The following is a 23596-nucleotide window of genomic DNA, read 5'->3' on the forward strand; positions in this document are numbered from 1 at the left end:
TGCAGCACACCTTATCTGTATTTATTTGCTCATTTGCTCTACGAATGCTTTTAGGAACTGGACTTTACTGTAAGCTGTACCGCCTTGTGCGAGCGGATCAACGAGATTCACGAAGAAGTGGTTGTCCTTTACAGCTTGAAGCTTGCTGATGATTGGATCATTCTTAAAATCCTCAAGTGCATTAGGGTTGTCCTTGTTTTCATCAGCAGAGAACTGCACGAGCAAGTAGTCTGGATTCATCTCTGCCAGCTTCTCGGAGGAGATCTTCTCCTGCTTCTTAGCCGCCTGCACTTCAGCTGGCACCGCTAATCCAAGATCCTCATAAAGTACTGGATTAAAGAATACGGTTGGAGAATAAATCATCGCTTCACCTCCACGAATACGGAGGATGGCCACTTTTTTATCCTTCAGCTTCTCGCCAAGATTTGTCTTTGCAGCTTCTAGGTCAGCCTTGTAATCAGTAATAATTTTAGCTGCTTCGTTCTGCTTGCCGCTTAGCTCGCCAAGAAGCGTAATATTCGCTTCCCAGTTTGTTGATACGTGAGAATAAGGGATCGTTGTCGCAATCTTATTCAGCTTCTCGGTGACACTTGGATCCGCTTTGCTTGAGCTCAGAATAACGTCTGGCTTCAGCTCTAATATTTTCTCGAAGTTAGGCTCGATCTTCTCTCCAGATGATTCTGCTTTATCTGTAATAGAGGAGAACATCTCTGGGAATTTCCCACCCGTCGTGATCGCGCCTACAGGATGCACATCCAAGAGAATGGCATCCTCCATCGCCTCCAGCGCACCTGTGATCACGATGCGCTCCGTCTTCGCAGGCAGCTCATACTCTTGATCCAGATACTTCACGATACGCTTCTCTTGCGAGGCGTCGTTCGTTTCTGTCTTAGAGGTTTCCGCTTGTTCTACCGTCTTCGAAGCCGTATCGCCGCTCGCTTCTGCTCCTTCTTTGGCATTGCCTCCGCAAGCCGTCAACAAGATGGACAGAGCCATGACCAAGCTCAACATCAATCCTAACTTTTTCATCTTTTTCTCTATCTCCCTTCATGGATAAACAATAAATGATAACGATTCTCATTATCGATTATAGGGAGAGGTAACTTTTTTCGCCATGGACATCATCCATATTTAAAATGGACAATCTCCAGACAGCAGCTCTGCTGCCTGCTCCAAGATGCGCAGCATCGCTTCTGGCGAGTACTCTTTCCAAGGACTCGATGGAATCTGAATGATGCGATTTTCTTGCACAAGGCGAAGCGAAAGCCATTCTACGGATCCCTGCAATCGGCTCCAGTGCTCCAGCGTCTCTGATTCCTGGCATACCAGGAGCAGCACCCTGTCGCAAGGGATTTCCTCTAGTTGTTTAGGTGTTATCGGCGCTCCATTCTCAATATCATGAGGGCCGCTCGGCGAGACGATGCCCAAATCTCCATAGACAACATCCTCAATGCCTTGGTTGCTGTACACATATAGCTGATCCTTCAGCATGCGGAGGAACAGCACAGACATCCCTTCTTGCTTCGCTGCAAGCAGTGCTCGATATTCTTTAACTTTTCGGTCATACGCGGCTATCCAGCGTTCCGCCTCGGCCTCCTCGTCCAGCTGAGCAGCAAGGGCACGGAATGCCGTTCTCCAGCTATGAGCCCCCTCTACGGAGAGTTCGACTACATCTGATATGGCGGCGGAGCTGCTCCTTCACAGACCGCTTTAAGGTGGACTTGCATAGGATAACGTCTGGCTCCGCCTCGACTAGCATCGCGAGATTATTCGGTTGGTGCGGAGTATCATGCTGCACATTCAAATGATAGGGAATGTCCACCCCAATGCGTTCGTTGTAATAGCCTGTCCACTTCGGATGCATGGGTGCGGCATAAGGGATAATATGAAGCGGAAGCAGAAAGCCAACCGTGCAGTGACAGCCATAGATCGCAAGCTTGCGTCGTCTTCGCTTCATGAATTGAGAAGGTGAATAGCCGTGCTCCTTCTTGAATTTGCGGCTGAAATAAAATTCATCCTCGTAGCCAACCTCATGGGCAATATCCCGAAGCCGCTTATCGGAGCGCAGCATCAGCTGCTTGGCTTGATTCATGCGAAGCTCCGTAATATAGCTGCTTGCGCTTAAGCCATACTCTTTCTTGAACGATTCCACGAAGTACTTGGGACTGAGCTCGGCAAGGCTCGCTAGCTGGTCCATGGTGAGATTCTCGTGGAATCGCTCTTCAATGTACGCCCGCGCATGCTCAAGCGAGCCTGACTCTGCGAGCTTGCCATGCTGCCTTGCGGCTTGAGCCATAGCAAGCAGCAGCTGCTGCAGCTCAAGCTGCGCCTGCCAGCGGAGCAGGGGATCGGCCTCTCTAAAGTGCCGATCAATCATGCGGCATTGCTCCGCTGCAAAGCCTACCGGCTCAACCCGCACCTCCAGCGGGAGCAGATGCCCGCTGTACGTGATCTCCTTCAGCTCCGTCCAGGAACGGTCCTGCGGAGCGAATAGGCTCCAGCGGAGCACAGCTGCCGCAAGCTCCGTTCCCTCGTCAGCCACGAGCTGCAATGCGCTGTCCGGCGTACAAAGGTATACGCCGTCCTGCTTTAAGCGGCTTGCTCGCAGATCCCGATACAGCGTCCCTGCTCCAAAAAGCAGGACAACGAGCGTATAGTTCGTATTAAGCTGCCAATCGCTTTGCTCTCCTGCCTTCACCTTCATCAAGGTGGTGCTCCAGAGCTTCACGCTCCACTCCCCCATGCAATTTGAAAGAGCATCATCGGAAGGTCTAGCATAGACTTTTTGGCTTAGCGGCGTTTCTATATGTTCCATACCTGTAAATGGGAATGTCGTTGAGTCTTGCTTGCTCATAAGATGCTACCTGCTTTCTTGGAAATTACTATAATAATGATAATCATTATCAATATGACAGCGCAAGCTTTTCTTTTTCCAACGCCTGCTTCAACATTCTCCGTCTCCTCATCCGTGAATGCCATGCCGACACTTCCCCTTCAGACTAAAGGTTACATATGTTCAGATGCGTGCATGATCCTGCGGCTCATCGGGCAACCTTTATCTAGTCCTTGTTAAGCGAATGCTCGAAAGGAGGTAACACAATGTCAGCCTATAGCGAAGGGATCAAGAGCAAACTGGAACAGCTGCTGCATGATAGCGAGGGCCTGATTGTAAAAGGTATCGGCAAATCGCTGGTCGTCTGCTATATGAACGGCATGGTCGATACTGCACAGCTCAATCTCAGTGTGTTGGGTCGCCTGCCTGTAGATGGCGAACCAGAATCCATCGATAAACTGCAGGACATGATCGCAGTGGGTGAATGCAACCTGATCCCAACGCTCATGAATGGCATAGAGAAGCTGCTAAGCGGCCATGCGCTTGTTACCCTTGCCGGCTCTCAAAAGGCTCTAATCGTTAATGTCGCGAAGATCCCTACTCGAGCGCCGAGCAATGCAGAGACCGAGTCGACCATCTATGGTCCCAAGATGGCGTTCACGGAATCCATGGAACAGAACACAGCTATGCTTCGCGCTTATATTACAAGCGATGAGCTTGTTCAAGAGTCGCTGAATCTCCCTTCCGATACCCATACGATAGCGTGCCTCTTTTATATGAAGAAATCAGAGGACAATCCATTTGTCGGCCTTATCCGCGACCGCGTTCAAAAGCAGCGCATCAGGGGGCTCATCGGAAGCCCGCTCTTTTTAGAACTCTTAAAGGATAATAAATACTCATTATTTCCGGAAATCAGTTTAACCGAACGGCCAGATCGAACCGCTCAGGCTCTGCTTGAGGACAAGGTCGTGGTTATGGTAGAGGGCAACTCTCAGGTCATCATAGGCCCGAACTCATTCATTGACTTTTTTCATTCCGTGGAGGATCGATATTCCACTTGGGGGATTGGCTGGTTCAATCGCGCTTTACGAACAGCAGCATTAATGATTTCGATTTATATCACACCGTTATATGTAGCGGCACTCACTTTTCATTATGAGGTGATCCCTTCCACACTGCTCGTTCCGCTTATCGCATCGCGTTCCAAGGTTCCCTTTCCCCCCTTAATTGAGACGCTTATCTTAGAGGTCTCGATAGAGCTGCTTCGGGAAGCTGGCGCGAGACTCCCTACCAAAGTGGGGCAAACGATAGGGATTGTCGGGGCTATTGTCATTGGACAAGCGGCAGTAGAAGCTGGATTTACTAGCAATACGCTCATTATGCTGGTTGCACTCGCCGCCTTGGGTTCTTTTACGACGCCCAATTATATGATGAGTTCAACGATACGGCTAATCCGCTTTCCAATGCTCTTTGCGGCAGGCTTTCTAGGATTGCCCGGGATCGCATTTCTTACGGGGCTGCTCTTCATCCATCTCTTGTGTATGACCAGCTATGGGAAGCCCTACTTGTTCCCGTTTTATCCACCAAGCAAGAAGGGCATCATCTACAGCATGCTGATGACCGTGCCCTCTTTGTTTCACTATCGAACAGACCTAACGACCAGCAATACGAAGAGTCTTCGAGCAGGTATCCATTCATGGATCAAAGCTGACGACGATGAGGATTAAGGTGAAGCCATGAAGATTGTGTATACACCTAAAAAGGACCTTCAGATCCACGCATTTTTGCTGTTTTTTGTACTGTGCAATACGCAGATTGGCGTCGGCATCTTTAACTTCCAACGCTCCATCTATCAAGCTGCAGGCCATCTTGCATGGTTGTCTGTCATTGTGGCGGGAATCTTTACGCATCTTCTCGTATGGCTTATCGTGCGTACGCTCGATAGATACGAATCCTCTGATCTTTATGGCATTCAATATGATCTGTTTGGCAAGGGCATCAGCATGATTTTCAATTCAGCCTATTTGCTCTATTTTTTAGGTGTGTTCACTGCGATCATGCGGAATTATGTGGAGGTCATCCAAGCGTGGATCTTTCCAGATATCTCATCCTGGGTCGTACTCTTACTGTTGTCTATTCTTACGATATATGCTGGAAACGGCGGCATTCGTGTCATTATTGGCCTGTGTGTCATAGGATTCGTCCTCATTGTGCTGGCTTCTGTTCTTTTTTATTCTCCACTGAAATATGCCGTCTGGAGTCAGCTGCTTCCATTGGAAGTGAAGGAGCCCATGAAAGTTCTAAATGGCGCATGGGAGATGGGGTTTAGCTTAGCAGGGTTTGAAATCATCATGCTGCTCTACCCTTTTATCCGCAATAAAAAAAGAGTGCTGCTCCATGCCCAGTTGGGGATTGCCTTTAGCAACATTGTGTATCTCATTATCATGATCATATCTATTGTCTACTTCTCTTCATGTCAGCTGGAAAGAGCGGTATGGCCTTCGATTAATTTGCTTAAGATCGTTAAATACCCTTATCTTGAACGCTTGGAGTTTATCGTGATTTCACTTTGGATGCTGGTTACGCTAACCGGACTCTCTGTCACTATGTGGGCGATAACAAGGGGCTGCAAACGGATGTGGGGAGGAAGGCCTCAAGTGGTGATGATCATTGTTGTTATCGTGACATTTATGATCTCCATGAATATCGAAGAGCATATTCAGATTGAGAAGTTTAATAAATGGATTGATAGGAGCACGCTCCTTTTTTCTTATCTGTATCCTATTCTATTGTGCTTCATTGCCAGTATCGTATTGGCTTACCGCAAACGCAAACCCGTGAATGACGAAGGTGATTCCTCATGAAGGTGACAAAGCTCCTCATGATCCTAGCAACGTTACTTTTGCTTGCTGGATGCCTAAAAACGAATGTCTTAGAGCGTTTATCCATCGTCACTGCACTTGGCTATGACGCAAAAAAAGACCATACCTTTCAAGTCAGTGCCTCCTACTTGGAATCATTGCCGGATGCGAAGGATAAGAATCGAACGGTCTCCGTAAAGGCCGAGACGAGTAAAGGAGCACGGCGGAAAATCAATCAAAAACTGCCCTATGAGCTGGCAAGCGGGCAGGTTCGAGTCATTTTATTGAATCGCGATATTTTCAATCTGAGGATGATCAATGAAATCGATCTGCTGAGCCGCGATCCGTCTTTTGGAGATATGATCAAAGTTGCAGTAGTAGATGGAAGCGTAGAAGAGCTGCTCTCCTACAAGTACGAATCGATTCCGAATATCGGAACCTATCTGAACAGTCTGCTGGAGCATAATACGAAGTACAGTTGGTCCCCTGTCATGACTTTGCATGAGTTCACACGCTGTCGGGACCAGAATCTTGCACGTGATATGGTCCTTCCTCTAATCAAACGTGAGGGGGATGAGGTCATTCTGTCTAATTTGCAGTTGCTTCATGGCGTACATATTGTAGGCGAAGCAACACCAAAGGAAGGATACTTCTTGAAAGCGATAAGAGGAGAGCCTACCGCTTATTTGTATGAATGCATCATCAATAAGAAAGACCTGTCCGCCAGCGGCATGAATCGATATATATATAAACAATCAACCTCCAATGACAGTATCAAAATTGTGTTTAAGGTTGTTAAAAGTAAAGGCCGTGTAGAGCTTACCAACGCAAGCAGTCTCGACTTTAACGCAACGATTGATATGGATGTCGACGTGCAGGAAATATCGGAGCGATATGATTTGAAAAATAACGAAGCTGTTAAAGCCCTTAAGCATCAGTTAAATAGGGAGCTCACTGCTGATTTTCAAAAGCTGCTCGACAAGCTCAAGTCATTGAATGCAGATTGCATAGGACTCGGTGAAACGTATCGAAGCCAAGTGTCACAGGCTCAATCGTCGAAGATCAACTGGTCGAAGGCCTTTCCTACCGCCTCGATTCATGGGAAGGTCAATCTTAAGATCCTTCGTACAGGAACGTTGGAATAGCCTCTTGCAATATGCATTCCTCATGCAATTGGTTCACTTTTTTGCACACAAAAAGGGTCTTGCCATTAGCAAGACTCTTTGTATCTTTTAGAAAATCGATGTTCATTCTTGCAATCCGTTCGTCTGGCCTTCTTGCAATAAAGATTCGAACTCATCCACAGGCATAGGTTTCGCAAAGTAGTACCCTTGAGCCAGGTCACAGTCCATCTCCTGCAGATAGGCTACCTGTTCCTCTGTCTCTACCCCTTCCGCAACGACCCTCATGTTCAAATCATGTGCCAGCTTAATCATATGATCGATGACAATTCTTCCGCGCTCGTCGCTCGTCTCACTCACAAAGAAGCCGCGGTCAAGCTTAATCACATCGGCTGGAATTGATTGGAGCAAGCTTAAGGATGAGTAGCCTGTTCCGAAGTCATCGATCGACAGGGTAAAGCCTAAGCTCTTCAGCTTAAGGAGCACTGCTCTTAAATAGTTGATATTTTCAAACACAATCGATTCGGTCAGCTCCACCTCGATTAAAGAAGGCGGAATATCATATTTATGTACAATGTTCGCAAGCTTCATAAGAAAGTCAGAACGTATAAGATGCACCCGCGAGAAATTGACCGAGATCGGAATCGGCTCTAATCCGTGGGTGATCCATGTTTTCAGAAGACCGCATACGTACTCAAATACCATCAGATCTACATGAACGATAAAGCCATTCTTCTCAAGGATCGGGATAAAGACATTGGGAGCTATCAGCCCTTTCTTGGGGTGGTTCCAACGGACAAGGGCCTCTGCACATCGAATTCGTCTATCCTTTATACCGTATTTGGGCTGCAGGTAAACTACAAATTCCCCTTGCTCCAGGGCATCATGCATCCGTCTTTCAATATCCTGCTCAGCTAAGACCTGCTCCAGCATTTCATCGCTGAAGAAGGCACACCGCCAGCCATACTCACCTTTTATCGACTTGGCGGCCATGGCGGCACGATCCAACATGGTGTGAATATCGATGCTTTTATCGGTAACCAGATAAATGCCGCAATAGAGGACGAGGTGTCGGTCCTCAATTACCTTCGAAGCATATTTGCTAAGGTGTTGGTTGAGCCCATTCAGGCGCGACCATAGCTCAGCCTTCGTATCATAGCTTGTTAGCAATGCGAAACGGTCTCCATTCAAACGGCCAAACAGATCAGTAGATCCTGCGCGTTCCTTTACTGTATGGGCAATATGCTGTAGGATCAAATTGCCCTCTTGGAACCCATATCCTTCATTGATGTATTTAAATCGGTCAATATTGAACTGGGCAATCGCAAACGACTTATTGGGATGCTTACTCATCATGATGTGGGCATCCCGCTTAAACTTATAGGCGCTTGGAATTTGCGTAAGCTCATCCATAAAGGCAATGTTCTCGATATCCTTTCTGAGCCTTCTTTTATTCCATAAACTACGGATATAGATCATCGTGAGCACCGCGACTATGATAAAGCACAGTAAGTAAGTAGACCCGATCATGATATTCGCTCGATTCATGACCACACCCCGGGATACAACGGATACCATATACCAATCATTAATCCCATTCATTTTTGAATACCCCATCAGCTTGACGTCTCCATCCAGCCGGAACGTTGCGACACCGTTCTCGTTCATCTTAAAAGACTCGCCAAAGGCCTTCATTTCTTTCAGGTTATAGGGATCGCGATAAATGTAATCAAACAGATTGTCGATCGATGAATTGCTGTCTGGATGCCGAGAGACGAGGATCACATTTCCTTTCGGATCGATAATTTGAGAATAGCCATGACCATTGAAAAAGGAAGTGCTCAACGCATCTACCAAATCATGTGTGTATTTGCTTGCACTTAAAGTTGCTCTCACTTTACCGTCGATCACGATTGGGCTATTAAAGGTGATAATTTCTTGATTGGATATTTGATCTGTAAATGGTGGGGATATATTGCTTATTCCTTGTAGCGCTTTATGGAACCATTCCTCCTTCGATACATTAAATGTTCGACCATCGGATGCATAGGCTCTGCCGTCTGGGGAGTTGATGCTAATGCGGTTAAATTGATACTTCTTATCAAAGTGCTGCAGATACTTCTGAATCTCTCCCCAGCTTTGGAAATTAGCTTCAGCTAAAGAGTCTGCAATACTTTCTAGCGTGTTTAATTGGCCTGTTATCATATTTTCAATGGAGTAACTCGCTTGGATCGTTGCTTCGGAAATGGTTCGAACCGCTTCCTCCTCCAAGGTGTTGGAAATCCACTTTACGTAATAATAGGAGCAGCCTGCAAAGATCAAGGCCGCTATCAGGATGAGTACAGCGGTCATCCTTGAAAAAGATAAAATTCGTTTCATAGCATAAGTCCGCCTACTGATAAGCATTATTTAGTGAAACAATTCACCCCCTTAAATTTAGCATAGAATGCTTTGCGGTTAAAGCATCGATTCCGTGAAGCCTATCTTTGTCAATCCATCGATATACCTATGTCTCGCTTATATTGATGTAAGCATAGGAAAAAACCACCTTATGTCGGTGGTTTTTCGATGAAACTATCAAATTGTCTCTTATTGGGTCTTAATCGGAATATTCGTATCATTGATTCGGAGCTCTGCGATATTCTCAATCTGTATAGGAAAATCAGATAAGTACTTGATTGATTCTTCTCCATCCTTCGTTAAAGTCAAATCATGACTATACTTCTGTACCGTCCCGTCTTTCATCCTGAGTTGAACATCAAGTTTGTCTGCCGCCTGATGTCGGCTGACAATTGTAATGCCAAGCGGCTGAATCTCAATCTGATCAAGTCGTTCAGTCCCAAGGTCAATGTTCTCCAATACCACACTCGATGAATCGACAGCTTTCATTTCAAACATCGCCGTCCAATTCCCTTCGGTATAATGATGATTTTTAACAAAATACCCGTACAACTGATACTTGGAGATGTTCGTTGGCCCGATATCAAAAATATACTCAATATAATCATGTCCGTACATGGTATGACCCTGCTCGTCTACCCCGTATGTCACGCTGCTTGAACCAATTCGTTCTCCCCGTTCAGAGAGAAGATAGAGATCCCCGTTGTCATCGATGCTTTCTTTCCATTTGGTCTTCACATGTAGCCTGCCATTGACAAAACCGATATTGGCAACTTGAACCATGTCCACACCGGGTACAGAACGATTCATATGATCTGCTTGGAGAACTTGAATCTCTGAAACTTCTTTCTCCCTCCAATCCTGAAGAAGCAGACCTCCAGCGCCGGGAATATGATTCAGATCAAGCTCCATGGTTAAAGGCTGTTTTGCTGCTTCCTGTTCCAGATTAATTCCTAGATTAACGTGATCCATATCTGGCTTGCCGCTCAAAAAGGAAGACAACCTCAACGTCACCTTTTTCCCGTTTAAGTCCTTTGCTCCGTGAGCGAGTAACTGAATAGTAGCTTTCTTTGCCACAGCATCATACTCGACAAGCTTATGGGTAAACATCTTAGCTCCTTGAACCGAATAGTCATAGAGATCAACCGTATTATCGATACGATCCTGAACGGTATCCTGCAAGGTTAGATATACAATAGCGGTCTCATCATCATTCATCGCTGCGACCACTTCCATCTTGATTCCCTGATCCATGGACACTTGCTGGATCGGCCTGAGATTGAGGCCTATCTGATTCCCTACAAGCTCCACAACCTGTTGAAAAGCAGGAATCTGAGCAGCCACGACCGGTACCACGACGATTAAGCTAATGCCGATGGATAGAGCCAGAACGACTGGCTTTTTGACCATGCGATTCGTATTTTTCCTGTTATAGGTTGTATAAGGTATATCTTCAGGATTAACATTCATCTTCACGGCTGATAGCCTCGTATCGATGATTTGCTTCAAGCTGCCGTCATTCATCCTCGTCCACTCCTTCCCACTGGATTCTAAGCTTCTCTCTGGCCCGCTTCAATCGAACAGATACGGTCGATTCTTTAAGCTGCAGCACGACTGCAATCTCTCGAATCTTAAGCTCCTGATAGTAATATAACAGGATGACCTCTCTATACTTGGATGGCAGCGACATGATCATGACCAGCAAGGAATCACTGTATTGTTCGATCATACGTTTAAGTTCGCTCTCATTCGGTACAGTTCCCCATGAACGATTCATATTTCCAATAACCTCACCCCTTATGGTCATTAGACACCATTGCCTTGTATTTTCTTACACCCTAACTTATTTTTTAACATGCATAACAAAAAGGCCACTCCCCCTACAGATTCTGCGCTGTGTGAGTTCGTAGCCTTCAGACTGCCGGCACAAGATATGCCGACCCTATTTTCGTCTCTTCCTTTTAACATCATTCACACTTTATGACGCGAATATGATATGGCATGAAAGAGATCGACTTTCTTTTAATGTAAGAGCGAGAGTAAAGCATCGAGTTTATTTAGAATGGCGCTTCAAATTGATATGGTCCAAATTCGCCGTGCTGTTAAAAATAAACTCCAGTTTATAATCTCCACGGATATACGTCCATTTGATCTGCTTCGTATTGCTGATGGCATTTGTTGATGATGGTGCAAACCAGTGCTGCTTCAGCATGCTCATCGTCATGCCGCCGATGTTGGTCTCGCGCTCCACGTTGGTCCCGAAGTAGCGAATCTCCTGCAAAATATTTTTATCATTATAAGCAAGAGCGTATCCAGGGTGCCCCATCTCAGCGTGATACACGTCAAAGCCCGATGCAGTCGCTCTCGGCTGCTCTGCCTTTCCGATTGCCTTCAATACTTCATCACGCGTTGTTTTGCCAACGACAAATGATCCAACTGCGCTATCCGTTGGAAAGTGTCCTTCTAAAGCTGGTTTATAGAACGACATCAACGTATCAAGCGCCATTTTCTGCTGTTCAGAAGTTAATTTTGCAGCAGTGCTCTGAGCAGCGTTAGCTGCTGGCGTTGCAATGCCCGCTATTCCATATGCACCAAAGACGACTGCTCCCGATAGTACAACACCCGCCACTTTTTTATAGAAAGAGGTTCTCGTGCGTCTCATCCGTCAATCACTCCTTATCTTCCCTTTTCCTTGTTCACGTACAGTATAGACGCAATCTTTATGCAAAAGGTTACATATTTGTTTTCTAAAAAGATTAGTACCCTCTACAAAAATGCAAAGTCACCTGCTGAATAAAAGGGGTTACGATTCGATTCAACTATTAAAGGGTACCCTGTCAAAATGTAAAAAGGATAGAGAACGATATATCGTCCCCTATCCTTCCTATTATTGAGTAGCTACTGCACTCTTGCGAATAATCAGCTGCATCGGAATCGTGACCTTCAAGCTGATCTCTCTCGCTCATCGGGCGCTCCTGAAGTAAAGACTCAGCGATCTCCACCTATGAACTCTGTATTCAATTGAGTCGTCTTCAGCGTTGGCTCACTTAAACTGATTAACGGAAATATCGTTGAAACCAATAATGCTAATATTCTCGGGAATGCCAAGCTCTGAGCAAGCCTTATAAAACGGGATAGTTCATACATACAATGCGTATGCAAATTAATAATGATTTTATGAGTACTTAATCCCACTTCGACCTGTGTAAGTTGCTGCAAAAAGTTAGTCCATGCTACTTTACATGCATATTTCTAATAATTTGACTTTTGGAACCCCTCCATACTTTTTACTAGTTTCCTAGAGCAAAGCCTGATAGGTTCAATGCAGTCTTTACATTAGAAATTTTCGAGTAAATTTGGTACTGTTTCCCATCACCTGTTGTTGCTATCCCTTTATGAATACCGTATATCTTATACTCATATCTATTTTTCACACTATTAAAGAAGCTAGTAAATACTATTGAACCACTATCCCCACCAACTGTATTTGTATTATTTGTAAGTACAGCATCGGTTAATGTTCCACTACCATTTGGGACAGATGCGCTAGAAGACACAATAGTTCCATTAGTTGACCATAATGTATTTTGAGACAATGTACCAACAGACGTATTAGTCAGATGTGATCCTGAAGCTTGTGTGATTGGTGTTGAACCGATTGATGTCGAAATGTCACTTGCATTATCCAGTTTAATATAACCTGCGTCAGCATTTGTATTATTAGTCGTGCCTTTTACAAAATTACCTATTTTAGTGCTGATATTACCATTTGAATCAATTTTATAAAATGCAGGAGTTGTACCACTATTTACACAATGTCCTGCTGTAACTGCTACTGAATCTCCATTGGAAGCATATCCATAAATCCCTACAGAGCACGGCCTTGAAGTTGCGTAGTTCACTATATGTCTTCCAATCCCATATGCCTGATCTTCCACTTTAATTTCCGACTCTATGATGTCAACTTTTTTAAGTTCTTCTTCAGTTAGATATTGTGCAACACTTTCTTTATTTGGAGTGTAAACAGTTAATTTATTTTTAACTTGATCAACAAACATCATCGCTCCATCAATTTCTTGATCGAGTTTTTTGTGAATGTTTTCAAGTTCTTCTATAGAATACATTACTTTTTCAATTACAAGATCATTTTTTGCAGCTGTAAGTCTAGCATCAGCAACAACATTAAAATCCGATGCCATTCTAACCACGATCTTATCTTCCTGTACTTCTAATCCTGCAAATCCCGACACTTTAGCAAGGGATTGTGACAATTCTTCTGCCAAGGTTTGAAGCTCATTTCGCTTCACAATTCTTGCCTCCTCTTCAGGTAACAAAGGAATTCCATAAAATTTTTCGTGTACAGAATCAATCTCCTCTTTCAGTAATAAATTGATGGTTTCTCTCGAATATTCCAAATTATTTTTTTTTCGAATTTCAATCATTTTTTCTCCAGAAAGGTCATTTTTTTCTGCATTTACAGTTGATGAAGTGAATGAAAAAGGAATTGAAACAAATGCAGTAATTAAAGCGAAAATAAGTAATTTTTTCTTCATTACGTTACCTCCAAATTAGTTTATATGCAAATAGGAATTATCCTATTTAACATCGTTAAAAAGTTACTTAATTTTCCATAAACCAATCAAAAATGATATTTGTTCGGGAGTAGAAATGTTTTGTAGAAAATAATTATGGGGTTAGATTTGAGTGTCACTTCCATTCATATGATAAAATAATCAGGAGTCATACAATTTCCATATATTTATATATCACATAACAGTTAATTATAGTATATTCCTAAAATACCATTTTTTTAAATAAATGTGTAGTGCTTAGATTTTTCTCTATTATTTATATAGTTAGTAACTGGTTTGTACATCAATCGTTTCCGTAGTCTGTGATAAATTGGAGAACCTGTTTCATGCACTCACAAGTAATGTGAGCAACATCCGTCTCTTTTGAAAATATCTCATAGATCAAAGGTACCTCCATAGATAACACCATGCGGCTTAGCAAGTCGCGATGTATAGATGAGACAGGTCTTACGTTCATCAAGCTAGCAACTCAAGGTTCCTTCCAGTCATAACAATTATACGATTTGCTAGGGGAGATAAAATAGCCTAGAGCTTTTTTTCAATGGTTACGACCTGCTTACAGAAGTCCATTTACCAGCAGAGACGAAAGCCCTACGACCCAGATTGAAACTCTCATGAGCGCTCGGGGTTTGTTCATGACGCAGAAGTTCATGTCTATTTGTTCATGAACCTCCCCAGTTCCTAAGCAATGGCAAGAGTACTTTTTCTCTGCTCGTGGAGGAATTCTAGTTGGCTGCCGCAGTCGATTTTGTTAAGATGGATGCAGTTCATCGTGGGTTCTGTACAAATGGGGGTTATAGTGTCTTCATTATGCATAAGTTAGTCCATAAACCATTTTATTTCCGGTTAGGGTAGTGCTTCATATAACAATCTAAAAAGAAGCCCATTCGCGACTTTCTTGTTCATATACATATAAACATAACTTTCATGGAAAAGGTTGCATATTGATTGCTAAAAGGTTATTGCCTCCTGCAAAAAAAGCACCTGCTGATTTCTTCATGAAGGTACAGTTCAGTTGAAGACGCTGTATTGCCTTAATGGAAAGGGTTCCGATTCAACTATCAGATGTAATCATCCCTGTCCACAATAAAAAAGGACAGCAAACGAAAAATCGTCTACTATCCTTCTTATCATCTTGGAATCGCAATTGCACTTTCTCGAACAATCAGCTTCGTCGGTATCGTCACTCTCAAGCAGATCTCCCTGTCATTCATCAAGCGATCCTGCATTAAGGACACGGCTGTTTCCCCCATGAAATCCGTGTTCAATCGAATGGTCGTTAAAGGAGGCACCATGAATTGTGCAGCTGAAATATCATTAAAGCCGACAATGCTGAGGTCCTCTGGAATGCGGTAGCCAAGTTCGGAGCAGGCTTTGTACAGCCCGACTGCAATCGTATCGTTGGCCACAAACACAGCTGTTGGCTTCTCCTCAAGCTCAAGCAGCTGCTTCAAGAGCACATAGCCGTCCTTTGGATTATAACCGCCTATCTTAATGTAATCTTCGCAATACAGCTGCTTGCTCTTCAAATATTGCTCAAATACCTCTTGTCGTAAATCATAATAATGATTGCCGTATTTGTCCGTATCCACGCCGCCAATAAAGCCAATCTTCGTATGGCCAAGCTCCAGCAAATAATCCAGTACCTTCTTCGTTGCCTTATGAAAGTCGATCACCACGGAATCGAACAGGTCCTCGTTAGGAGACGAGTCGACAAAGACAACGGGCTTCTGGAAGCTTTGAATCCGCTCAATATCCTCCTGCACAAAGAAGCCGAGACAGATAATCCCGTCGATCGACCGCAGCTGCTCAGGCTGGTCGCCGCTTCGGATGCGGTGCACCTTCAGCCCTTCGGCTTCAAGCTTCTTCTCAAGCGCCACCCGAATCGAGAGATAATACGTATCATTCAGCTCCTCTTCGAGCGAATACGAATAATACAGCCCAATCTTGAACTTGCGCTTTTTTCTTTTTTTGCTGGAGATCTGATAAGACAGCTGCTCGGCCGCTTCGAACACGCGTTGTCTCGTCTCATCAGTCACGTTCAGCGTCTCGTCGTAATTCAATACTCTGGACACCGTAGCAATGGAAACATTGGCTATATCGGCAATGTCTTTAATAGTCGCCATAATACCGCCTATTCTTCTGGTTTTGTGAAAATGCCTCTATCTGGGTCCACTGTGGGACGACCGCAATTAGAGGCTTCATATTGCAAAATCGAAAGATCATCCCACCTGTAGAACATCATTACAAGATATCCAACTAACGGTGGGAAACCGTTTCTTTTTTACTTGGTAAAAAATTCAGCTTGGTCTCTGCTGTAATAATCGCCATCAGGATCAATACGCTGCCGATCACCATGCGCGTTGTGAGCACCTCATGCAGAATGAGAACCGAGAATAACGTTCCAAACAAGGCTTCCGTGGATAAAATAATGGCGGCCTTCGTCTCCGTCGTATATTTCTGTGCAATGGTCTGCAGCAGGAAAGCCAACGTTGTACTAAATACCCCCAGGTACGTTGCTGCAAGAAGCCCTGTGATGTCTAGGTTAACATGAAGCGCCTCTCCCTTAAACAGAACGATAAGCAAGGACAGCACCGAAGCCGTAATCATTTGAACAATGGTTAGCCCAATCGGCGGATGCTTCTTAACATACTCGCACGTAAAAAAGATATGAAAGGCGAAGCAGACCGCACATAAGAGCGTCAAACCATCTCCAATATTAAGGCTAAGCTTCATCTCTACAGAGAGGATACCAACCCCAATAATCGCTAAGAACGCACCGATCAATCCATACTTTTCGAGCCTTCTCCGGTATAGGACGTACCCGATAAAGGGCACGATCACGACATTGACGGCCGTTAAGAAGGCGTTCTTTGAAGGGGTTGTATACTGCAGCCCCACGGTCTGAAGCATAAAGGCCAAGAATAGAAAGACACCCAGCACGATCCCCGCGCCTACAGCCGATCGATTCAGTGCCCGAAAGTGCTTCATAAACAGCACGGACATGATGCAGGCCGCAATGATAAAGCGAATGGCCATCACCTGATACGGCGTCAGCGTCTCCAACGACACCGCTCCTGCGACAAATCCCGTTCCCCATATAACCGCAACAAGCAGCAAGCCGATCTCACCTATATATCTCTTCATCCATCAATCCTCCGCTTGCTTCGAGAACTGCTCAGCCAATAAGAGAAAGACGCTGGAGGTCCAGGTAAAAGCAGGATCAACCAAGCCTTTTCCGCTAATCGGATCGAAGTTCTCTGCCATGCCGCCGACAAGCGTTAATTCCATAAATTTGGAAGCAAGTCGAGTTGCAAATTCATTATATCCATTATTTTGTAGAGCATCAATGAACAAATAGGTGACAGGCGCCCAGATTGGTCCAAGCCAGTACCCATTCTCCTTGTACAACGAGCTCGCATGACTCTCCGTGCACAGCCCATAATTCGACTCGAAGCGCTCAACAAGATGCTGAACCAGCTGATCCGCGATCTCTCGCGGCAGGCGGTAAGCAATCACAAGCGGCAGCTTCAAGATTAAGCTGTCCTGATGCTCGATAATACGATCCTCTGGCGCGTATCTCGCGACGAAGCTTCCATTCATATATAACCGTTCCATAAGCAGCTCGAACAGTTCATTCGCTCGATTTTTCCACGCCAAAGCCTCTGCCTCAAGCTGCAATTCTTCCGCCATGCTGCTCAAGATATCCATTTGACGAATTAAATGGGCAGCGAGATCCGGCGCTTCAACAGGAATCCCATCATGAAAGATCGAGGCATTATCCCAGCCGGAATCATTGCCATGATGATAGACCGGCAGCTTCAAGTCATCCGTCCGGCGGTAGCGGAGCCAGTAATTCGTAGCTCTCGCCAAGCTGTCATATACGCGAGCAACGACCGCCTTGTCGTTAAAGAACGCATGGCTCTTTCTCATGTTGGCAAAGGCCCATGCATGGATTGGCGGCTTGCAGCAATTGAAGGAGACGAATTTATCGTTAATAAAGTCCGCATAGATTCCACTATCATCCTGATGCTCCATAAAGATATCCAGTTGAGCCATGGCCAGCTCGGGGTCTTTGCTGCTCAGCATCATGGCATTAAAGCAGTTGTCCCAGCTCCAAATGTTGAACATCCAGTTCTTCGACATGTACATGGCATAGTCGGTTAATTGCCCTTCTGGATGCACGACGCAGGACCAGGTGATGTAGGCGGCAAGCCGGCGTGATGGCTCATAACGCACTTTAACCTCCGGCATCTGCCCAAGCCACTGCTCATAATGACGATCCACGCGCGCACAGGCCTGCTCGTACTCGTCATACTCTTTTTTCGGCCATACGGTCTTGTAGCTCTCTATTGCAAACTCGCATTCCGCTTCATTCGTGTTGAACGTCAGCTCGATCGTCTCGTTGCCAACCATCTTCCACGGCGCTAGGATGTTCGCCTCCCCGTGGAGGAGGCTAATCATCAGCTTGATTTCTTTTGAATACACATGATATTCCCATTGCTTAGGTCCATATGGCATCAGGCTGTCATATCGCGTTTTGACCGCAGTTAGCCTTAGCGACACCCCATTGATCTTACACCGAACGATATCCTCATCGCTGATGCACAGCTCTGCAAATTCAGATGGATGGTGCTGATGAACGATGCGAAGCCGTGTCTCTGTCACAGCAAGGTCATAGTTAACGGTTTGACCGCCCTTTAACAGCTCTATCACGAATAAAGTGCTTGGTGCCTCATCGCCGCCATGTACATCGCGCAGGAGCAGCTGCTGATTGTTCCGATCTATTGAAAAAGCAAAGTATGAGCCGTACCGACTGAAGGGCACACCTGTTAGATCCCATGCTAAAGCCGAAGTCATTCCCTCACCCCTCGTGTACAAATTGCTTCTTGCTTTCTTGAATCTCGCTGCCTGCTTGAACGACGGACCACTCGATATCGATCCCAAATGGCTGAAGCCCAAGCTTATATGGAGGCAGCTGCTCTTGACCGCAGCTGTTGCTGCCAAGCCCTGTCTGCATATAGTCGATATGAATGACTTGGTAAGGCGACTTATCGATCTCGTGGCGGTGCTTCGCCCGCTCCAACGCTTCTGTGGTGTAATCATGCACCGTTAGCTCACAGGAGTGCTTGGACTTGAACAGGAGCGACTTCTCCTGATTCGCGACGCTAAACCATTTTACGTCGGTACGATTGCCATTTTCCTGTGGATACACGTACGGGGTATGCAGCTCCTCAACGCTTGCGCGATAGATGCCCATAAAGGCCGACTCCCTGCTGTCGATATAATTTTCGCCAAAGCCTCTTCCGTACCAGGTCACCTGATCCAGTCCCTTGTCCGCAAACAGTTCGATGCCAAGCCGCGGCAGCAAAGCCGGTACTTCCTTACAGCGAATGATTGGTGTCCCTGACAGTTGAAGCTGAACGGTGCCATCCGCATGAATGATATACCGATAGGCCATATCAAAGCCAAAGCCTTGGTTCAGCGCACTGAAGTACGTCTTAATGTTGACTTCCGCATAGACGCCTCGATGCTCGGCCTCAAAGCTTGCCAACTGCTCGCTCGATAGATGAAGAAAATATTTTTTCTTCCAATCCTCCACCTTGTACATGTCATTGTCAATTGGCGCTCGCCACATCGTCATCCTTGGGCCTCGCTCGATCAATGCCGCACTTCCGCTGCGATAGCTGTGCAGATAGCCGTATACATGGTGGAACACGACTTCAAATCGATCATTGGAAATGGTCGTGAATACAGCATCACGCGTAATGCTGATCGTCCCAGACGGGGCCCGTACCACTGCAGCCTCTTGATATTGCGGAAGCTTGAACTGCGTATTGGCAACGACATGCCCCTGTTCCGCATAAGATGCGGGCTTCTTCAAAGAGTACTCAATCGTTAAATAGTAGTCTGTATTAGGGAGCACCTCATCCAGGTTATAAGCGAGTCGGATCTCCTTCATCTCCCCCGGCTGGATGAACCCGATCTCCTCATCGGCTTGCATCAGTACTTGATCGTCATAGACAATCTTCCAATCCATGTTTAAATGAGAGAGGTCGATATGATTATAGGCATTCTCGATCAGGATCCGACCGTTCCACAAATCAACGGCCTGCGTCTTAACAGGCTCAATCACCTTCTTGTATTCCAACAGCGCAGGTGACGGGGTGCGATCAGGATAGACCAAACCATCGATACAGAAGTTGCCGTTCGTTGGCTCATCTCCGTAATCTCCGCCATAAGCGTAATATTCATGGCCTGCTTCATCCTTTTCCAAAATGCCGTGATCACACCACTCCCAGATGAAGCCCCCTTGCAGGCGCTTGTACTGACGAAATACCTCCTGATACTCCTTCAAGCCGCCAGGCCCGTTGCCCATTGCATGTCCGTACTCACATAGAACATGCGGCTTCTTGCCTTCGTCATTCCTTCCAAGCTCCTTTAACGCCTCAAGCCTAGTATACATGGTGGAATATACGTCGCCAGCCACGCCCTTCGGGTCACCTTCATAATGAACGAGTCGAGTAGCATCAAGCCGCTTGCACGCTTCGTACATCGCAACAAAGTTGCTGCCGAAGCTGGACTCGTTGCCTAGAGACCACATAATAATAGAAGGATGATTGCGATCTCGAATCACCATGCGCTCTGCGCGGTCGACAAAGGAGGACTCCCACAGCTGATTATCCGCAAGCCAGTCATAATTACCGGTTAATTCAAAGCCATGGCACTCGAGGTCTGCTTCATCAATCACATACAGGCCGTACTCGTCGCATAGGTCATAAAAGATCTCCTGATTCGGATAGTGGGAGGTGCGAACCGCATTAATATTGTGCAGTTTCATCAGTACAATGTCCTTGCGCATGCTTTCCTCGTTGACTGTGCGTCCTTCTACCGGGTCATGATCATGACGGTTCACGCCGTTCAGCAGAATAGGCTTTCCGTTAATTGCAATGCAGCCATCTATGATCTTGATCTCTCGGAAACCAACACGAAGCGGTATCACCTCAAGGATCTGATCGCCTTCATATAAGGTCACGAGCAGCTGATATAGGTTTGGCGTTTCCGCCGTCCAGTGGTTTGGTGATTGCACTAGCTGCTGCAGCTCGCTGCAGGAATCCGATTGGGCTGCTACCTGAATGGCTTGCTGGAATTGATGGATAAGGCTGCCCTGATCATCAAGCAGCTCACAAGCCACCTTAACCTCTTTGTTTGTGCTGCTGTGATTGCGAAGCTTGACGTGGACCTTAAGCTCGCTGTTCTGATATTGGTCATCGAACGTGGTAACAAAGTAACAATCCTCGATTGCGGTTTCGGTGATGTGATACAGCTCCACGCTGCGGAAGATGCCGCTCATCCACCACATATCCTGATCCTCAAGATAAGTGCCGTCCGACCATTGGTAGACACGAACCGTCACCTGATTGACGCCAGCTCTCACATAAGCCGTAATATCGAATTCGGATGGCAGACGGCTTACCTTGCTGTAGCCGACATGCTCCCCATTGATCCACAGGTCGAAGGCGCTGTCGACGCCATTGAACTTGACGATCGTTCTCTGACCTGGGGCCATCTCCTCCAGCTGAAACGTGCGGCGGTAGATGCCGGTTGGATTATCCGTCGGAACATAAGGTGGGTTGATGGGAAACAAGTAATAGAGATCCGTATAACTCATCTTCCCGTAGCCCTTTAGCTGCCAGCAGGATGGAACATGAATCTCATCCCATCCGTTTGCATAAAAGTCTTTATGATAGAAGCCGGATGGCGACATCTCCGGCGCTTCTACATATAGAAACTGCCATGTGCCATCCAAGCTTCGATAGCCAGCACTATTTTTCTTATCCATAGCACGAGCTTCTTCTTTCGTGCGATATCGATGAAAGCTTGCCACTGCATCTTTACGATTGATATGAGGCAAGTGGATATTTTCCCAGCGCTTATAGTTCCTTGTCATTGTCTTCATCATTAGTTCCTCCCCACTCCACTCTAAGAAGTTATTTGATTATTTAACAGCACCGCTGATGCCTTCAACGATATATTTTTGAGCATATAAGAATGCAATCACTGGCGGAATGATCATCAGAATCGTTATCGCCATGATCGGAAGAATTTGCAGCTCATGGACGCCCTTGAACGAAGCAAGCCCCAGCGCCAGCGTGTATTTCATGCGATCCTGCAAGAAAATGAGCGGGCCGAGATAGTCGTTCCAGACAGACAGCATATTGAGCACAGCAATCAGGGTCAGCGGCGCCTTCATGATCGGCACGAATATTCTCGAATAGATTTGGAAGTCGTTCGCTCCATCGATTCTCGCGGCATGCTCCAGGTCCTTCGGCACATTCATGAGGAACTGCCGGAGAAGGAAGACGTAGTAGGCCGATCCGAAGAAGGCTGGAACGATGAGCGGCTTCAGCGTGTTAATCCATCCGAACAGGTTGAACTGCATATACAAAGGGATCATCGTTACGTCCCAAGGAATCATCATCGTAGCTAGAAGCAGAATGAACAGCCCATTTTTGAATTTGAAATCATAGCGGGCAAATCCATAAGCGATCAGGGAACAGGAAATAATCTGGCCAATCGTTGTTAACACCGTGATCGTTACGGAGTTCATGAGGTACAGGCCAAAGGGCTGCGCTTTCCACGCCTGAACGAAGTTCTCAAACCGCAGCGCGCTCGGGAAGAAGGTGATTGGATATTGGTGCACCTCAGCTTCTGTCTTGAGAGCGGTCAGTACGATCCATAGAAAAGGAAACAGGAAGTATACCGAGAATCCGATCAACAGAATATACACGATGACTTTATGAAAGCCGGACATTTTCATCTCTTCTTGCCTCCTTTTTTCCGATCCTTCTTCACTTCATTCTCATAGAACACCCAAGCATTCGAAGACTTAAAGATCAGCGCTGTAAGCAGCAGAATAATGATGAACATGAACCAGGCATTAGCGCTGGCATACCCTAGCTTGTGGTGCTTAAAGGCATTGTTGTACACGAACAGTCCGTAAAAATACGTTGATTTTAACGGTCCGCCATTGGTTAGCAGCAAGACCAGCGTGAGCTGCTGGAGAGCCGAGATCGTAGATGTAATCAGGTTGAAAAATACGGTCGGTGTAATAAGCGGAAGCGTGATGTTCGTAAACTGGCGAATAGGTCCCGCTCCATCAATCGCTGCCGATTCATACAGATCCGGCGGAATGCTTTTGATATTCGTGTAGAAGATCAGCATCATCGTGCCGACGCCCCATGCGCTGGCAATGACGATTGTGATGATGGCGCTGTTCGGATCAATGAGCCACTTTGGACCCTCAATGCCAAGCAAGGATAGCGCATAGTTTAGAATCCCGTACTTGGTGTTGAAGATCCAACCCCAGATGATTGATACCGCAACGCCGGATACGACAGCAGGCAGGTAGAAGATCGTCCGGAAGACCTTGACCCCTCTAACGGGCTGTGTGATCAGCATCGCTAGAACTAGTGATGTAACCAAGCTTAGTGGAACATAGAAGACTGCAAACTTGAATGTAATAAGCAATGATTTATAGAACTGAGGATCATCAGTAAACATCTTGATGTAGTTTCCAAGCCCGATAAACTTCGGTGCTGATGTTACCGGCCAGTCAAAGAAGCTCATAATTAGCGAAAAGATCAATGGCCCAATTGTGAATAGCAATATTCCGACAATCCACGGCGATATAAATAAATACGGGGTCCACTTCTCCAGTCTGCGAACGCGCTTATGCGGCTTTACTGCTTGCTCCATAGGGAACCTCCTGATTCCTCTTGATCTTAG

The 23596-nt window shown here is 45.9% G+C and carries 17 protein-coding genes; 3 read left to right on the plus strand and 14 right to left on the minus strand.

The genetic code is table 11. The features are described from left to right. Positions 1-21: 21 nt before the first annotated feature. The 3 genes from I2H74_RS14120 to I2H74_RS14130 form a co-directional block, all read right to left on the minus strand. Positions 22-1029, minus strand: coding sequence for an ABC transporter substrate-binding protein (locus tag I2H74_RS14120; RefSeq protein WP_195574686.1), 1008 nt, complete (start codon positions 1027-1029; stop codon positions 22-24). A 102-nt stretch (positions 1030-1131) separates the two neighbouring features. Then, a complete protein-coding gene (locus tag I2H74_RS14125; RefSeq protein ID WP_195574889.1) occupies positions 1132-1680 on the minus strand; it encodes an ABC transporter substrate-binding protein in 549 nt (182 codons plus the stop codon). Next, positions 1640-2854, minus strand: a complete 1215-nt coding sequence (locus tag I2H74_RS14130; RefSeq protein WP_195574688.1) for a helix-turn-helix transcriptional regulator — start codon at positions 2852-2854, stop codon at positions 1640-1642. Before I2H74_RS14130 ends, I2H74_RS14125 begins: the two co-directional genes overlap by 41 nt. Before the next feature lie 245 nt (positions 2855-3099). Here I2H74_RS14130 and I2H74_RS14135 point away from each other — a divergent pair, with 245 nt between their 5' ends. The 3 genes from I2H74_RS14135 to I2H74_RS14145 are packed head-to-tail and all read left to right on the plus strand — an operon-like array spanning position 3100 to position 6839. Next, the gene (locus tag I2H74_RS14135) at positions 3100-4560 is read left to right on the plus strand and encodes a spore germination protein (protein ID WP_195574690.1); all 1461 of its coding nucleotides are present in this window, start codon (positions 3100-3102) and stop codon (positions 4558-4560) included. 9 nt (positions 4561-4569) lie between these two features. Beyond that, the gene (locus tag I2H74_RS14140) at positions 4570-5697 is read left to right on the plus strand and encodes a GerAB/ArcD/ProY family transporter (RefSeq protein ID WP_195574692.1); all 1128 of its coding nucleotides are present in this window, start codon (positions 4570-4572) and stop codon (positions 5695-5697) included. Continuing rightward, entirely contained in the window at positions 5694-6839 is a 1146-nt protein-coding gene (locus I2H74_RS14145) for a Ger(x)C family spore germination protein (protein ID WP_195574694.1), read from the plus strand. The genes I2H74_RS14140 and I2H74_RS14145 overlap by 4 nt, the downstream gene beginning before the upstream one ends. A 102-nt stretch (positions 6840-6941) precedes the next feature. Here the strand turns inward: I2H74_RS14145 and I2H74_RS14150 are convergent, their stop codons facing one another. The 11 genes from I2H74_RS14150 to I2H74_RS14200 all read right to left on the minus strand — a co-directional run bounded on the left by I2H74_RS14150 (position 6942) and on the right by I2H74_RS14200 (position 23566). Continuing rightward, positions 6942-9194 (minus strand): EAL domain-containing protein, encoded by a 2253-nt coding sequence (locus I2H74_RS14150; protein ID WP_195574696.1) that lies wholly within the window; start codon positions 9192-9194, stop codon positions 6942-6944. Between the two features lie 210 nt (positions 9195-9404). After that, entirely contained in the window at positions 9405-10739 is a 1335-nt protein-coding gene (locus I2H74_RS14155; RefSeq protein ID WP_195574698.1) for a DUF4179 domain-containing protein, read from the minus strand. Beyond that, the gene (locus tag I2H74_RS14160) at positions 10732-10992 is read right to left on the minus strand and encodes a sigma-70 family RNA polymerase sigma factor (RefSeq protein WP_229106669.1); all 261 of its coding nucleotides are present in this window, start codon (positions 10990-10992) and stop codon (positions 10732-10734) included. The genes I2H74_RS14155 and I2H74_RS14160 overlap by 8 nt, the downstream gene beginning before the upstream one ends. Before the next feature lie 276 nt (positions 10993-11268). Continuing rightward, the gene (locus I2H74_RS14165) at positions 11269-11877 is read right to left on the minus strand and encodes a YjgB family protein (protein WP_195574702.1); all 609 of its coding nucleotides are present in this window, start codon (positions 11875-11877) and stop codon (positions 11269-11271) included. Positions 11878-12505: 628 nt separating this feature from the next. Further along, on the minus strand, positions 12506-13768 hold the full coding sequence (locus I2H74_RS14170; protein ID WP_195574703.1) for a hypothetical protein: 1263 nt from the start codon (positions 13766-13768) through the stop codon (positions 12506-12508). A gap of 1169 nt (positions 13769-14937) precedes the next feature. Next, positions 14938-15933 carry a LacI family DNA-binding transcriptional regulator gene (locus I2H74_RS14175; RefSeq protein WP_195574705.1) on the minus strand — a complete coding sequence of 332 codons (996 nt, stop codon included), beginning with the start codon at positions 15931-15933 and terminating at the stop codon, positions 14938-14940. 133 nt (positions 15934-16066) lie between these two features. Then, a complete protein-coding gene (locus I2H74_RS14180; protein WP_195574707.1) occupies positions 16067-16954 on the minus strand; it encodes a DMT family transporter in 888 nt (295 codons plus the stop codon). A 3-nt stretch (positions 16955-16957) separates the two neighbouring features. Further along, complete coding sequence (locus I2H74_RS14185) at positions 16958-18667, minus strand: amylo-alpha-1,6-glucosidase (RefSeq protein WP_229106670.1); 1710 nt, start codon at positions 18665-18667, stop codon at positions 16958-16960. A gap of 4 nt (positions 18668-18671) precedes the next feature. Continuing rightward, positions 18672-21770, minus strand: a complete 3099-nt coding sequence (locus I2H74_RS14190; protein WP_229106671.1) for a glycoside hydrolase family 2 TIM barrel-domain containing protein — start codon at positions 21768-21770, stop codon at positions 18672-18674. Between the two features lie 36 nt (positions 21771-21806). Further along, positions 21807-22628 (minus strand): carbohydrate ABC transporter permease, encoded by an 822-nt coding sequence (locus I2H74_RS14195; RefSeq protein ID WP_195574708.1) that lies wholly within the window; start codon positions 22626-22628, stop codon positions 21807-21809. After that, a complete protein-coding gene (locus tag I2H74_RS14200; RefSeq protein WP_195574710.1) occupies positions 22625-23566 on the minus strand; it encodes a carbohydrate ABC transporter permease in 942 nt (313 codons plus the stop codon). The genes I2H74_RS14195 and I2H74_RS14200 overlap by 4 nt, the downstream gene beginning before the upstream one ends. Between the last annotated feature and the right edge of the window lie 30 nt (positions 23567-23596).

It is taken from the genome of Paenibacillus sp. 1001270B_150601_E10 (genome assembly GCF_015558675.1).
Classification (GTDB): Bacteria; Bacillota; Bacilli; order Paenibacillales; family Paenibacillaceae; genus Paenibacillus_B.

Bases quoted from the DNA above. Each gene is read 5' to 3' on its own strand.
- I2H74_RS14150 (WP_195574696.1), bottom strand. From the start codon at position 9,194: ATGAAACGAATTTTATCTTTTTCAAGGATGACCGCTGTACTCATCCTG.
- I2H74_RS14180 (WP_195574707.1), bottom strand. From the start codon at position 16,954: ATGAAGAGATATATAGGTGAGATCGGCTTGCTGCTTGTTGCGGTTATA.
- I2H74_RS14165 (WP_195574702.1), bottom strand. From the start codon at position 11,877: ATGAGACGCACGAGAACCTCTTTCTATAAAAAAGTGGCGGGTGTTGTA.
- I2H74_RS14155 (WP_195574698.1), bottom strand. From the start codon at position 10,739: ATGAATGACGGCAGCTTGAAGCAAATCATCGATACGAGGCTATCAGCC.
- I2H74_RS14195 (WP_195574708.1), bottom strand. From the start codon at position 22,628: ATGAAAATGTCCGGCTTTCATAAAGTCATCGTGTATATTCTGTTGATC.
- I2H74_RS14175 (WP_195574705.1), bottom strand. From the start codon at position 15,933: ATGGCGACTATTAAAGACATTGCCGATATAGCCAATGTTTCCATTGCT.
- I2H74_RS14185 (WP_229106670.1), bottom strand. From the start codon at position 18,667: ATGACTTCGGCTTTAGCATGGGATCTAACAGGTGTGCCCTTCAGTCGG.
- I2H74_RS14130 (WP_195574688.1), bottom strand. From the start codon at position 2,854: ATGAGCAAGCAAGACTCAACGACATTCCCATTTACAGGTATGGAACAT.
- I2H74_RS14145 (WP_195574694.1), top strand. From the start codon at position 5,694: ATGAAGGTGACAAAGCTCCTCATGATCCTAGCAACGTTACTTTTGCTT.
- I2H74_RS14170 (WP_195574703.1), bottom strand. From the start codon at position 13,768: ATGAAGAAAAAATTACTTATTTTCGCTTTAATTACTGCATTTGTTTCA.
- I2H74_RS14140 (WP_195574692.1), top strand. From the start codon at position 4,570: ATGAAGATTGTGTATACACCTAAAAAGGACCTTCAGATCCACGCATTT.
- I2H74_RS14120 (WP_195574686.1), bottom strand. From the start codon at position 1,029: ATGAAAAAGTTAGGATTGATGTTGAGCTTGGTCATGGCTCTGTCCATC.
- I2H74_RS14200 (WP_195574710.1), bottom strand. From the start codon at position 23,566: ATGGAGCAAGCAGTAAAGCCGCATAAGCGCGTTCGCAGACTGGAGAAG.
- I2H74_RS14135 (WP_195574690.1), top strand. From the start codon at position 3,100: ATGTCAGCCTATAGCGAAGGGATCAAGAGCAAACTGGAACAGCTGCTG.
- I2H74_RS14190 (WP_229106671.1), bottom strand. From the start codon at position 21,770: ATGATGAAGACAATGACAAGGAACTATAAGCGCTGGGAAAATATCCAC.
- I2H74_RS14160 (WP_229106669.1), bottom strand. From the start codon at position 10,992: ATGAATCGTTCATGGGGAACTGTACCGAATGAGAGCGAACTTAAACGT.